General features: G+C 39.8%; 10 protein-coding genes. All 10 read left to right on the forward strand.

The annotated features are described in order from the left end of the window. The first annotated feature begins 4 nt into the window (after positions 1-4). The 10 genes from lon to LKD20_RS05615 all read left to right on the forward strand — a co-directional run bounded on the left by lon (position 5) and on the right by LKD20_RS05615 (position 14243). Entirely contained in the window at positions 5-2314 is a 2310-nt protein-coding gene (gene lon / locus LKD20_RS05570) for an endopeptidase La (RefSeq protein WP_227721125.1), read from the forward strand. Further along, positions 2314-3012 carry a ribosome biogenesis GTP-binding protein YihA/YsxC gene (gene yihA, locus LKD20_RS05575; protein ID WP_129823194.1) on the forward strand — a complete coding sequence of 233 codons (699 nt, stop codon included), beginning with the start codon at positions 2314-2316 and terminating at the stop codon, positions 3010-3012. Before lon ends, yihA begins: the two co-directional genes overlap by 1 nt. Then, entirely contained in the window at positions 3009-3980 is a 972-nt protein-coding gene (locus LKD20_RS05580; protein WP_105094086.1) for a polyprenyl synthetase family protein, read from the forward strand. Before yihA ends, LKD20_RS05580 begins: the two co-directional genes overlap by 4 nt. A gap of 1 nt (position 3981) precedes the next feature. Next, on the forward strand, positions 3982-4872 hold the full coding sequence (gene tatC / locus LKD20_RS05585; RefSeq protein ID WP_227721126.1) for a twin-arginine translocase subunit TatC: 891 nt from the start codon (positions 3982-3984) through the stop codon (positions 4870-4872). A 21-nt stretch (positions 4873-4893) separates the two neighbouring features. Continuing rightward, positions 4894-7551: a valine--tRNA ligase gene (locus tag LKD20_RS05590; protein WP_227721127.1), complete on the forward strand. Its 2658-nt coding sequence runs from the start codon at positions 4894-4896 to the stop codon at positions 7549-7551. Positions 7552-7563: 12 nt separating this feature from the next. Continuing rightward, entirely contained in the window at positions 7564-8871 is a 1308-nt protein-coding gene (locus LKD20_RS05595) for a bifunctional folylpolyglutamate synthase/dihydrofolate synthase (protein WP_227721128.1), read from the forward strand. Positions 8872-8880: 9 nt separating this feature from the next. Further along, entirely contained in the window at positions 8881-10119 is a 1239-nt protein-coding gene (locus LKD20_RS05600) for an O-antigen ligase family protein (protein ID WP_227721129.1), read from the forward strand. Between the two features lie 519 nt (positions 10120-10638). Next, complete coding sequence (gene scpC / locus LKD20_RS05605; protein ID WP_039969068.1) at positions 10639-12144, forward strand: succinyl-CoA:acetate CoA-transferase ScpC; 1506 nt, start codon at positions 10639-10641, stop codon at positions 12142-12144. A gap of 28 nt (positions 12145-12172) precedes the next feature. Next, entirely contained in the window at positions 12173-13819 is a 1647-nt protein-coding gene (locus LKD20_RS05610; protein WP_005386006.1) for an acyl-CoA mutase large subunit family protein, read from the forward strand. Positions 13820-13847: 28 nt separating this feature from the next. After that, positions 13848-14243 (forward strand): cobalamin B12-binding domain-containing protein, encoded by a 396-nt coding sequence (locus tag LKD20_RS05615; protein ID WP_060923999.1) that lies wholly within the window; start codon positions 13848-13850, stop codon positions 14241-14243. Positions 14244-14321: the final 78 nt, after the last annotated feature.

The following is a 14321-nucleotide window of genomic DNA, read 5'->3' on the forward strand; positions in this document are numbered from 1 at the left end:
AAGTATGAATTTACTCGAAATTGGGATTCCAACTGTACCCCTTAGAGGTATGGTTGTATACCCGAATATCGTGATTCACCTCGATATCGGTCGAGACAAATCCATTAAAGCGGTAGAAGCCGCAATGAACGAGGATCGCATTTTAGCAGTTGTCAGCCAAAAGGATGATGCTGTTGATTCGCCTACTGTTCATGACTTAGCCCAAATGGGTACATTAGTAAAAATTAAGCAAATGTTACGCTTACCAGGTGGTATTGTACGTGTTCTTGTAGAGGGCATTACACGTATTCGCGTAATGAATATAACAAGTATGGATCCGTACTATGTAGGGGACTACGAACGTGTAGCCTCCGAATTTGAAGACGATGTTGAGTTAGAAGCCTATCGTCGTTTAGTGCAATCTAAGTTTGGCGAATGGGCTGAAGAGGCTAAATCTGTTACGGATGAAGGCGTAACACGGGTTATGGAATTACGTGACCCATGTGAATTAGCTGACCAAGTTGCGTTCTTGTTGCCTATTAATAATACTAAACGCCAAGAGTTACTTGAAGAGTTATCCGTAGCTCGTCGTTTAAATATGATCGTAGGCATCTTGAATATGGAATTACAAATTTCTGATTTGGAAAATTCTATTAATAATCAAGTTCGTCAATCTATGGAAAAAGCGCAAAAAGAATATTTCTTGCGTGAAAAAATCCGAGTTATCCACGATGAGTTAGGTGACAAAGGAGATCCAGAGGAAGAAGCCGAAGAGTTACGTGTTAAATTGAAAGCTCTTAACCTTAGCGAAGATGTACATGAGCGTATCGATAAAGAAATCTCTCGTTATAGTCGCATGCCTCAATTGATGCCAGAAGCAACTATTTTGCGCAATTACCTAGATTGGGTGTTGGCGTTACCTTGGAACGAATTGACTGAGGATCGCTTAGATATCAAAGAAGCTCATGATATGCTTGAGGCTGATCATTATGGCCTTGAAAAGGTTAAGAAACGCATTCTTGAATTCTTAGCTGTTCGTAAGTTAACTGGTAAGAATAGTGGTTCCATTCTTTGCTTAGTTGGACCACCAGGTGTTGGTAAAACATCCTTGGCTACGTCTATAGCTAAAGCAATGAACCGTAAGTTCATCCGCGCATCTTTAGGTGGTGTTCGTGATGAAGCCGAAATTCGTGGCCATCGCCGTACGTATATTGGTGCATTGCCTGGTCGTATGATTCAAGGCCTCAAGAATGTAGGCACTAAGAATCCTGTATTCTTATTGGATGAAATTGATAAACTTGCATCTGATTATAAAGGCGATCCATCCTCTGCATTGTTAGAGGTATTGGACCCTGAACAAAATAGCACATTTAGTGATCACTTCATTGAAGTACCATTTGATTTCTCCGAAGTATTCTGGATTACAACGGCTAACGTTGCATCCAATATTCCTGGTCCCTTGTTAGATCGTATGGAAATTATTGAACTATCTAGCTATATGGAACAAGAAAAATTAGAAATTGCTAAGCGCTATTTAGTACCTAAACAAATCAAGAAAAATGGCCTTGAAGATTACAAGGTCAAATTATCTGATGCAGTATTGAAAAAGGTGGTTTCCGAATATACTCGTGAAGCCGGTGTTCGTACCTTAGAAAAAACGATTGCTAAGATTTGTCGTAAAATTGCTTATAAAGTCGTTGAAGAAGGTGGGGATGCACCGAAAGTAACGACAAAAAATCTTCACGAATTCTTGGGTGCACCAATTTTTGTTGACCAAGAGCGCGAAAAGAAACCGCAAATTGGCTATGTTAATGGCCTAGCTTGGACTTCTGTAGGTGGCGTTGTATTGCCATGTGAAGCAACAACTATGAACGGTACTGGTAAACTTGCATTAACGGGTAGCTTAGGTAAGGTTATGCAAGAGTCTGGTCAAGCTGCAATGAGCTATATTCGCCACAATGCAAAAGCCTTAAAAATCGATGATGATTTCTATAAGAAACTCGATATACACGTTCACTTGCCAGAAGGTGCAACACCTAAGGATGGCCCTTCCGCAGGTATTACGATGACATTGGCTATGGTATCTATTTTAACAAATCGCAAGGTTCGTTCTGATATTGCCATGACTGGTGAAATTACATTGCGTGGCCGTGTACTACCAATCGGCGGTTTAAAAGAAAAGTTATTAGCAGCCTTGTCTAATGGTATTAAAGAAGTATTGATTCCTAAAGGTAATGAAAAGGATATTGCAGAATTACCTGATATTGTAAAAGACGGTCTCATTATTACGCCAGTTAAGACAATGGATGAAGTATTAGCAAAGGCACTTGTGTAATGCAAAAAAAGAAAAAATCCACTAAACAAATGGGCCCAAAACCACAATATACACGAAAAGAACCGAAGGGGCCTCGTATTATAGCAGCAAAATATAATACTTCCTGTGTTAAGGCTGATCAATATCCTGAAGGGGATACTGTGGAAATAGCCTTCATCGGGCGCTCTAATGTGGGCAAATCTTCGTTGATTAACTCGTTGTGTAATTATCGTGGGTTGGCTCTCGTTAGTGGCCAACCAGGTAAGACTAAGACAATTAACTACTTTGATATTGAATCAAAAGAGGATATTTCTGAAACAGAGGAACGCAGATATAACTGGTTTCTCGTAGACCTTCCTGGTTATGGTTTTGCAAAGACAAATAAGGGAAACCGCAACTTGTGGTCTTCCTTTATTGCCGATTATATTTTACATTCTGAACGATTGATGTTGTTGTGCTTACTTATCGATGGCCGTCATCCAGAGATGCCTATCGATAAGGTGGCCTATGATTGGCTTATTGAGGCTGGTGTACCATTACAAATTGTAGTTACTAAAGCTGACAAACTAACGGCTAAAGAGAAGTCTGCGAACTTGGCTAAAATTAAGGAAATGTATCCAACGAATACACCGCCTATTTTATATAGCTCCTTAAAACACACGGGACGTGAACTTTTACAACAACGCATCAATAAAGTTCTAGTAGGAGATGAAGCATGAGTCAAACCAATGAATTAGAGATTATGGAACGCATTGCTCTAGATTTAGAGGGTGTGGAAGAGTCTCTTGCATCATCTTTTAATACAGGTGCAGAAGACTTTAATGCACTGATTCGACCATTATCTGCTGCAGGTGGCAAGCGCTTGCGCGCGCAATTATGTTTATTGATTGCTAATGCAGGTACATCTGTAGAACGTCAGCGTATTAGAATTGCTGAAGCCGTAGAGATGCTTCATTTAGCGACTTTGATTCACGATGATGTGTTAGATCAAGCAGAGATTCGTCGAGGCGAAGAAACGATACATATGCATAAAGGAAATAAGGTAGCTATTCTTAGTGGTGATTACTTGTTTGCTAAAGCATTCCAAATTGTATCTGAAATGCCTAATATGAAATATTTGCAGATTTTTTCTCATATCATTACTTGTCTTGTGGAAGGCGAGTTTATGCAGATGGAAGATGTGTATCGCATCGATCAAGGGATTGAGCGCTATATGACTAAGACCCAAAAGAAAACAGCTGACTTTATGGAAGGCTGTATGGAACTTGGTGGCCTATTAGGGGGCTGGAGCGAATCTGAAATCGTTGAGTTGAAAAAATATGGTCATGCTCTGGGCATGGCATTCCAAATTACTGATGATATTATGGATTATCGTGAAACAACAGCGACGACTGGTAAACCCGTGGGGAATGATCTTCGCGAAGGTTTATTGACATATCCGTTGTTAAGTATCGTTAATGATGATAATAAAGATAAATTGCTTGAGGATATTAAAGCCTTGAATAATGGCGGCGATGAGCAGGCTATTATCGACTATGTTATCGCTCAAGGCGGTATTGATAATACATTAGCTGTAGCTGATCAATATTGCAAGGATGCTTTGGCAGCGCTCGATGCTGTACGTGATTTCCCAGGCAAGGAATTCCTTGTGATGGCAGTAGAAAATTTAGCTGATAGAAAGGTATAATATGGAACCATTCGAACCAAAACCGGACTTCGAATATCCCATACAAAAACCTTCTTTTGATAGTGTAGTTCGTCAAAAGCGTCGCGAAGCTGAACTAAAGGCTGAGCAAGAACGGTATAAGGTGGCAAATTTACAAGTTCCTGAGGAACCGGAGGATGAACCCATTTATACTGAAATGGAACAGAAAATGATGGACGAAGCTCGGGAACTATCCCTTGTGGGTCATCTATCTGAATTGCGAAAGCGTCTTATTATAATGGCTATTGCAGTTGTTATAGGAACTTGTATTTCTTATTATTATGTAGACTTTTTATTGGAAATACTCCTAAAACCAGCTGGTAAGCTCTATTATATGAAACCAACGGAAGCCTTCTTTACCTATATGAAGGTGTCTATAGTAGGTGGTCTTATTATAGCGGCGCCTATTATATTGCATCAGATTTGGCTATTTGTTAAGCCAGCTCTTACCGCACGAGAAAAGCAGTTATCTAACTGGATCTTACCTGTTGCCATAGGCCTATTTGGCATAGGTATTGTGTTTTCTTATTTTCTCGTGCTACCAGCAGCCGTTAAGTTCTTTATGGGCTTCGCAACAGACGAGTTACAACCGCTATTTTCCATTGGTCAGTACATGGACTTTGTATTGTCCTTTGTACTACCCTTTGGATTTATCTTTGAGTTGCCGTTGATTTTAATCATCTTGGGATATTTCAACTTAATTACATCGCGTTTTTTAAAAACGAAGCGAAAGATATTTATTCTTATATCCTTTATCATAGGTGCTGTCATTTCACCAACACCGGATATGTTCTCTCAAACGATGATTGCATTGCCTATGATATTGCTATATGAAATGAGCCTATTTGTATTGGCTAAGATTATGAAGCGCTAAGGAGTTTATTTAGGAGGAACGATGAAAACCTACGAAAATTTAACCACTTATAACCCCGGTGAAATAGAAGGGAAATGGTATTCTTATTGGGAAAATCAAGGATACTTTCACGAAGAAGTAGACACAAATAAAGAACCATTTAGTATCGTATTGCCGCCTCCTAATGTAACTGGTATGTTGCACATGGGCCATGCTTTAGATAATACATTGCAAGATATTCTTATCCGTTTTAAACGTATGCAAGGCTACAATGTATTGTGGATGCCTGGTACTGACCATGCTGGTATTGCTACTCAAATCAAAGTAGAAGAGATGCTCGCTAAAGAAGAGGGGAAATCTCGCTATGATTTAGGCCGTGAAAAATTTGTAGAGCGCGTATGGGAATGGAAAAAAGAATACGGTGATACTATCGTAAAACAAATCCGTAGCCTAGGCGCATCTTGTGACTGGTCTCGCGAACGTTTTACATTGGATGAAGGATACTATCATGCAGTGCGCGAAGTATTTGTAAGCCTTTATGAAAAAGGATTAATCTATCGCGGTGAACGCATTATTAACTGGTGCCCTCGTTGTGCTACTGCTTTATCTGATGTTGAAGTTGAACATGAAGACGAACATGGCCACTTATGGCATATTAAATATCCTGTAAAAGGTGAGGATAATCGTTTCGTAGTTGTTGCTACCACACGTCCAGAAACAATGTTCGGTGACGTGGCAGTAGCAGTAAATCCCGATGATGATCGTTATAAAGACCTCATCGGCAAAACATTGATTTTACCATTTGTTAATCGCGAAATTCCTGTAATTGCCGATGACTATGTAGATGCTAGCTTCGGTACAGGCTGTGTAAAAATTACGCCTGCTCATGACCCTAATGACTTTGAAATGGGCCAACGTCATAATTTGGAATCCATCGTTGTTATGAACAATGATGCCACAATGAATGAAGGTGCTGGCAAGTTCAATGGCATGACTCGTGAAGAAGCTCGTAAACAAGTAGTAGCAGAGCTCAAAGAATTAGGCTTGCTTGAAAAAATCGATGATCATGACCATGCAGTAGGTCATTGCTCTCGTTGTAATACAATTATCGAGCCAATGGTATCTAAACAATGGTTCGTAGATATGAAACCATTAGCAGAGCCAGCTCTTAAGGTTGTTAAAGATCACGAAGTAGAGTTCGTTCCTGAACGTTTTACAAAAACATATGTAAACTGGCTTGAAAACATCCGCGACTGGACGATTTCTCGTCAATTATGGTGGGGTCATCGTATTCCTGCATGGTACTGTGATGACTGCGGCGAAACAATCGTAAGCCGTGAAGACATCACTGAATGTCCTCATTGTCATGGTCATGTAACACAAGATCCAGACGTTCTTGATACATGGTTCAGTTCTGGCTTGTGGCCATTTGCTACAATGGGGTGGCCTGAGCAAACTCCTGAGCTTAAACAATGGTATCCAACAAGTGTTCTCGTAACTGGCTACGATATCATCTTCTTCTGGGTTGCTCGTATGATCTTTATGGCTCTTGAGTTCGAACATGAAATTCCATTTAAACATGTATTTATTCATGGTCTTGTTCGTGATAGCCAAGGTCGTAAAATGAGTAAATCCTTGGGCAATGGTATTAATCCTCTTGAAGTTATCGACCAATATGGTGCCGATGCATTGCGCTTTACTCTTGTTACTGGTAACACACCAGGTAATGATATGCGCTTCTATATGGAACGTGTTGAGGCTAATCGTAACTTTGCCAATAAGATTTGGAATGCATCCAAATTTGTATTGATGAATCTTACAAATTATGATGAAAGCTTCGTTCCAACTGCAGATGATTTGACATTAGCAGACCAATGGATTGTTCAAAAATATAACGAAACAGTACAAAGTGTAACGTCTAATCTCGATAAATTCGAGTTGGGTGAAGCTGCAAGTTCTGTATATGATTTCATTTGGAACACATACTGTGACTGGTATATTGAGTTAGCTAAACCTCGTTTATACAACGATGGTAATGAACGTGATCGTCGTACAGTTCAATATTTACTTGTAACAATCTTGCGTCACATGCTTGAATTGTTACATCCATTTATGCCGTTCGTAACAGAACATATTTGGCAACATTTACCTCATGAAGGGGATAGCATCGTTGTTGCAAAATGGCCTGAAGCATTAAAGTTTGATAATCTTGAAGGTGCAGCACGTCAAATGGAAGTTATGATGGATGCCATCAAGGGTATTCGTAACATGCGTGCTGAAATGAATGTGCCTTTAGGTAAAAAAGCTGAGGTTATCGTAGCACCAACAGATGAAGCATTAGCTCAAACTGTAGCAGATCATAGGGATTACTTTGTTACATTAGCTTGGGCTGAGAAGGTAACAATTCTTGGTGCCGATGATCCAAAACCAGAAAATGCAACTGTAACAGTTGTGAATGGTATGGAAGTATATCTCTTGCTTAAAGACTTAATCGATGGCGAAAAAGAAAGAGAGCGTATTGCAAAGGAAAAAATCCAAATGGAAAAAGAAATTTCTCGTTTGGAAGGTAAATTGTCTAACCAAGGCTTCCTAGCAAAAGCTCCTGAAGCTGTAGTAGCAAAAGAAAAAGAAAAGTTAGAAGAATATAAACAAAAACAACAAGCGTTATTGGAACGTGAAGCGTTCCTTGAAACCTTATAATAGGAGGTTTATATGACATATCAAGAGGCCTTAGCCTATTTAGAACAGGCATCTTCATTCGGTATTAAGCCTGGCCTTGAACGAATAACAGCCCTTATGGAAGCCTTAGGGAATCCACAAGAGGACTATAAAATTGTTCATGTTACAGGAACGAATGGTAAGGGCTCGGTTACCTCATATATTTCCTACGCACTGTTTACAAGTGGATTACGGGTGGGGCGATTTACATCGCCTCACCTTCAATCCTATACGGAGCGAATTCAAATCAATGATGGAAATATTACGGAGGAAGCCTTCGGTGAATTAATTAGCCGTGTAAAAGTGGCCGTTGATACTATCATTAGTAATGGAATAGAAGCACCAACGCAATTTGAAATCTTGACGGCTGCAGCCTTTTTGTTCTTTAAAGATCAAGCTGTAGACTATGCAGTGGTAGAAGTTGGCTTAGGTGGACTACTAGACTCCACAAATATCGTGACTCCAAAAGTATCTGTTATTACCAATGTAACAATCGATCATCAAGCCTACTGTGGTGATACTGTTGAGGAAATTGCACGTCATAAGGCGGGGATTATTAAATCTAAAGTCCCTGTTGTAACGGCTGCACAGGATGCACCTCTTCGTATTATTGAAGAGGTGGCTAAAGAGAAGCATGCTAAAGTATATGCTTTCAATAAAGATTTTGGTATCGATAGCCGTAGTGCCGTAACAGGTGGTCAAATGATTACTGTGAGCACTAATGATGCCGCTCCTGCAATGTTATTTACGACAATGGCAGGTATTCATCAATCTGTAAATCTCGCATGTGCATTGATGGCTGTACGTCTATTGATGAAAGAAGATAAGAGCATCAGTGAAGAAACGATGCGCGAAGGCTTTGCTCGTACTACGTGGGCAGGGCGTTTTGAAGTTAAACGCGGCTTAGATCGCACCTTTATCTTTGACGGCGCGCATAATGCGGCTGGCGCAGAATCCTTCAGTATAACCTATGGTGAGCTATTTAAGGACGCCCCAAAAACGATTGTGATGGCAATTCTTAAAGATAAAAATCAAGATGCCATTATTCGTGAAGTAGTTAAGGCAGGGGATACGGTTCTTGTAGTACCTGCACCTACAGATAGAACAGAAGTGCCAGAGGTTTTGGTTGAAAAAATACGTCACATTGTGCCAAAAGCTATAGCTCAAACAGCTGATTCTGTTAAAGATGCATTGGCTTTAGCCTATAAACATACAAAGAATGGTGATATTATCGCTGTTTGTGGTTCTTTATATATTTTAGGAGATGCTCGTCAGTGGTTTAACCATGAGATGAGTCACTAAGGTGAGCCTATGGAACTCTCACTTATTCCTAATCAGAAGAGAATCACGTTCTATATTGAGCGTCTAATTTATGGTGTGGTGGTTGCTATGCCATTACAACCTATGGTGGGGGATGTACTTCTGTGGCTAGCGATAGGGCTTGCTTTATATGATTTGATCTCTAGTAAATCACTAAGCTTACCAACGGGCTATTTATCGTGGTCCGTTATGATATTTGTAGTATGGACTGGCATATCTGCACTAGTATCAGAAAATTGGGATTGGTCAATTCAAAGTTGGTTTTATCAAATCGTAGCCAGCGGAGGAATGTATTATCTAGTTCGCACATACATTCAAACACCTAAACAGTGGAATTATTTTCTTCGTGCTCTATTAGGTACTGCTGTACTAGTGTGTATCATAGGAGCTTATCAATATGTATTTGTTCCTAATATTCATATAAAAGAGTGGGTAGATGCAGCACAGTTCCCAAAATTGATGCGACGTATGTCATCTACATTACAAAACCCTAATTTATTGGGCGCTTATCTATTGATGGTACTCAGCGTATGTATCAGCTATATTTTGGTATATATGAAAGAAAATCGTACCCGCGAAGTGGTTACGATGCTCATTATAGGTATTATATTATTCTTAACAATGCTATTAACTTATTCTAGAGGCATTTGGATTAGCTTTGCGGCGATGATCCTCTACTGGGCTATCTTTGTAGAGCGAAGATTATTCTTATCCCTATTAGTAGTGCCAATTATCTTGTACTTTTATGATGGTGAAATTACCTCGAGACTATGGTCCATATTCCAAGGCCATGATACATCAGCTGATCTTCGATGGGCTTTGTGGGATAGTACCATGTATATCGTACGTGAAAATCCTATCTTTGGTATTGGGTGGAATACATTTTACTTAGTATATCCAGATTATAACTATTATATTCAAGGACCTCACGTCTTGATGTATCATGCTCATAATTTGTATCTCAATATATTAGCTGAATCAGGCATCCCAGGATTGATATCATTCCTAGCAGTTATTATTGGTCATGTTATTACATCTATAAGACTTGAAGGGGATATATTCCGCCAAGCTGCACAAGTTGGTGTAGGTGCGTTAGCTATAGGTGTTTTATTTAGTGGCTTATCCGATTTTGAGCTATATAGTCATCAAGTAACCATCGTATTTTGGCAATTGTTTGGTTGGGTAGGGGCTTTTGTAAAAGTTCAGTTATCTGCTGATAAATCTGCATAATTGTCATATCTTGTATAATTAGCATGTTTTATGGTAGATATATAATTTCATAATATGGTATAATTAATACATACCTTGGGTAGGTACGTATTAGGTAGTATAACCGGTTTTCTAATGTTAGACATAATTGAACATTATCGTTAGCATTTGAAAGCCGGTTTTTTGTATATCATTGTATCTTTATAGGGAGGTGTAAGGTCTAGTTCTTGTATATGAGATGTTGTTTTATATTGAAAAGGGTCTATATATTGTATAGAGAGAGTTCGATTTAATTGAAAAACATCAATATATGCCATATATCGATGATTCCTGTGAGTTATAACGATGTGAATAAAACTTATGTGGAAATGTGAAAATCTATGCATTTTAATCATAATGCTAATCAAAGTGTGATAAAAAATACATTTTAGTCATATAAGTTGACAATGCATTGGATGTGGACTACGATGAAGTCGGTTTAAGGAACGACCAAGAGATCAAACTGTCGTTTATACAATGTTACTCTTAAAGGAGATGGTAATGGTGATAGACATCAAAGACCGCGTTAAATGTGCGGCCCTCCAAGGTAAAATTGTCACTGCTTATGATGCAGCTCTTTTGATTAACCCTAACGATAAAGTTGGTATTTCCGGCTTTACTCCATCTGGTTATGCAAAAGCAGTGCCATTGGCATTGGCAGAAAGAATGGAAAAAGAACCATTCAAAATTGATTTGTGGACAGGTGCTTCCGTAGGTGATGAAGCTGATGGCGCGTTAACTCGTGCTAACGGTATCAATCGTCGTTTCCCATATCAAACAAATGGGGATACACGTAAAGCCTTAAATAGCGGTGCTGTTAAATACATCGATATGCATTTAAGCACAATGGCACAAAATGTTCGCTATGGTTTCTTTGGCGATTTAGACGTAGCTATCGTAGAAGTTTGTCAAATCAACGAAGATGGCTCTTTAGTACCTACAACATCTGTTGGTAACTCTCCAACATTTGTTAGCCAAGCTAAAAAAGTTATCGTAGAAGTAAACGTATCCCAACCACTTTCCTTGGTAGGTATGCATGATATCTATGAACCACTCGATCCACCACATCGTAAACCAATTCCATTGGAAACACCTGGTGATCGTATTGGTACTGAAGCAATTCCTTGTGATCCAAGTAAAATTGTTGCAGTAGTACCTTGTGATGTTCCTGATACAACAAGACCTTTGGCACCTATCGATGATGATGCAAAAGCAATGAGTCAACACCTTATCAAATTCTTCGAACAAGAAATTGCAGAAGGTCGTTTACCTAAAAACTTGCTTCCATTACAATCTGGTGTAGGTTCCGTAGCGAATGCGGTAATCAGTGGTCTTGCTAAAGGCCCATTCACAGATTTGTCCATCTATACAGAAGTAATCCAAGATGGTATGTTCGACTTGATCGATGCTGGTAAAGTAACTGTATGTTCCGGTACTGCATTAAGTCCTTCTCCAGATGGGTTGAAACGTTTCTATGCGAATATTGATGAATATCGTAAAAAAATCATTCTTCGTCCGCAAGAAATTTCCAACAACCCTGGTATTGCTCGCCGTATTGGTGTCATTGCCATGAATACCGCTATCGAATTTGATATTTTTGGCAATGTAAACTCTACTCATATTATGGGTAGCAAAATGATGAATGGTGTTGGTGGTTCTGGTGACTTTGCACGTAGTGCATATCTCACTATTTTCTGCACTAACTCCGTTGCTAAAAATGGCGACATCAGTTCTATCGTTCCATATGTATCTCATGTGGATCACCCAGAACATGACACTATGATTTTCTGTACAGAACAAGGTGTTGCTGACTGCCGTGGTTTGAGCCCAGTGGAAAGAGCTCGTTTAATCATTGAAAAATGTGCTCACCCAGACTACAAACCTATGTTAACTGAATACCTAGAAAAAGCATTAGCTGCAACAAAGAATGCCCATACACCTATGTTGCTTGATGAAGCTCTTTCTTGGCATAAACGCTTCACAGAAACTGGAAGCATGAAAAAATAACCTGTTTTTTTAGGAGGATGATGAAAACATGGCTTACGAAAACTTAAAAGCCCAAATTGCTGAGTACAACAAACTTTGTGACGAAAAAAGTGCAAAAACTCCAGAACGTCAAAATTTAAAATACAACCGTGTATACACACCAGTTGATATCGAAGGTTTTGACTATGAACGTGATTTGGGTATGCCTGGCGAATTCCCTTACACTCGTGGCGTACAACCTACTATGTACCGTGGTCGTTTCTGGACAATGCGTATGTATGCAGGCTTCGCTACAGCAGAAGAATCTAACAAACGTTACCGCTACTTAATCGAGTCTGGTGCAACTGGTCTTTCCTGCGCATTCGACTTACCTACACAAATCGGTTACGACTCCGACGATGCAGTTGCAGAAGGCGAAGTTGGTAAAGTAGGTGTAGCGATTGACTCCTTGGCAGATATGGAAATCTTGTTCGACGGCATCGACCTTGGTAAAGTATCCACATCCATGACAATCAACGCTCCAGCATCTGTTTTGTTGGCAATGTACATCGCAGTAGCTGAAAAACAAGGCGTACCTTCCACAGAATTGAAAGGTACAATTCAAAATGATATTTTGAAAGAATACGCAGCTCGTGGTACTTACATTTTCCCACCAAAACCATCCATGCGTTTGATCACTAATATCTTCGAATATTGTTCTCAAAACGTTCCAAAATGGAACACAATTTCCATCTCCGGTTACCACATCCGTGAAGCAGGTTCCACAGCAGCTCAAGAAATCGCATTCACAATTGCTGATGGTATCGCATACGTAGAAGCAGCTTTGAAAGCTGGTCTTGATGTTGATACATTTGCTGGTCGTCTTTCCTTCTTCTGGAATGCTCATAACAACGTACTTGAAGAAGTTGCTAAATTCCGTGCATCCCGCCGTTTATGGGCAACAATCATGAAAGAACGTTTTGGTGCTAAAAAACCAAAATCCATGATGCTTCGTGTACATACTCAAACAGCTGGTTCCATGTTGACTGCACAACAAGTTGATAACAACATCGTTCGTGTTGCTCTTCAAACTGCAGCTGCTGTAATGGGCGGTACTCAATCCTTACATACAAACTCCCGTGACGAAGCGTTGGCTCTTCCTACAGAAGCATCTGTACAAGTAGCTCTTCGTACACAACAAATCGTGGCTTACGAATCTGGTTTGGCTGACGTAGTTGACCCATTGGGCGGTTCCTACTATGTAGAAGCTATGACTAACGCTATCTATGACGAAGCTATGGCATACATCAAGAAAATTGATGAAATGGGCGGCGCTGTAGTAGCAATCGAAAAAGGCTACATCCAAAAAGAAATTCAAGAATCCGCTTACAAATGGCAAATGGAAGTTGAATCTGGCTTGCGCACAATCGTTGGCGTAAACAAATTCCAAGTTGAAGAAGAAGCTCCAAAAGACTTACTTCGCGTAGATGCTTCCGTTGGTGTTAACCAATCCAAGAAAACTCAAGCAGTTCGCGCTAACCGCGATCAAGCAGCAGTTGATAAAGCATTAGCAGCTCTTAAAGCTGGTGCAGCTGATGAAAACGTTAACTTGATGCCATTAATTCTTGATGCAGTTAAAACATATGCTACTTTGGGTGAAATTTGTAATGTATTGCGCGAAGTATTCGGTGAATACGAAGCTCATTCCACATTATAATATCGGCTAATTTCGGAGGTAATTAATCATGGCAGAAAAACGTATTAGAGTAATCGTAGCAAAACCAGGTCTTGATGGTCATGACCGTGGTGCAAAAGTAGTAGCACGCGCACTTCGCGATGCTGGTTTCGAAGTAATCTACACAGGTCTTCGTCAAACTCCAGAACAAATCGTTGAAGCAGCTCTTTCTGAAGACGTTAATGTAGTTGCATTATCCCTTCTTTCTGGTGCTCATAACACATTGTTCCCTAAAATTGTTGAACTTTTGAAAGAAAAAGGCATGGGCGATGTACTTGTAATCGGTGGTGGCGTTATTCCTGACGCTGATATCCCTGGTTTGAAAAAAGCTGGCGTAGCAGCAGTATTCACACCTGGCACACCAACTGGCGATATCGTTAAATTCATCAACGAAAACGTTAAATAATTAATTGGGTAAGAGAGGAGCACAACTGAATAGTTGGCTCCCCTCTATTCCCATATTTTAAGATAGGTGGTGAGGCGA

It is taken from the genome of Veillonella fallax, from assembly GCF_020687175.1.
GTDB classification, from domain to species: domain Bacteria; phylum Bacillota; class Negativicutes; order Veillonellales; family Veillonellaceae; genus Veillonella; species Veillonella fallax.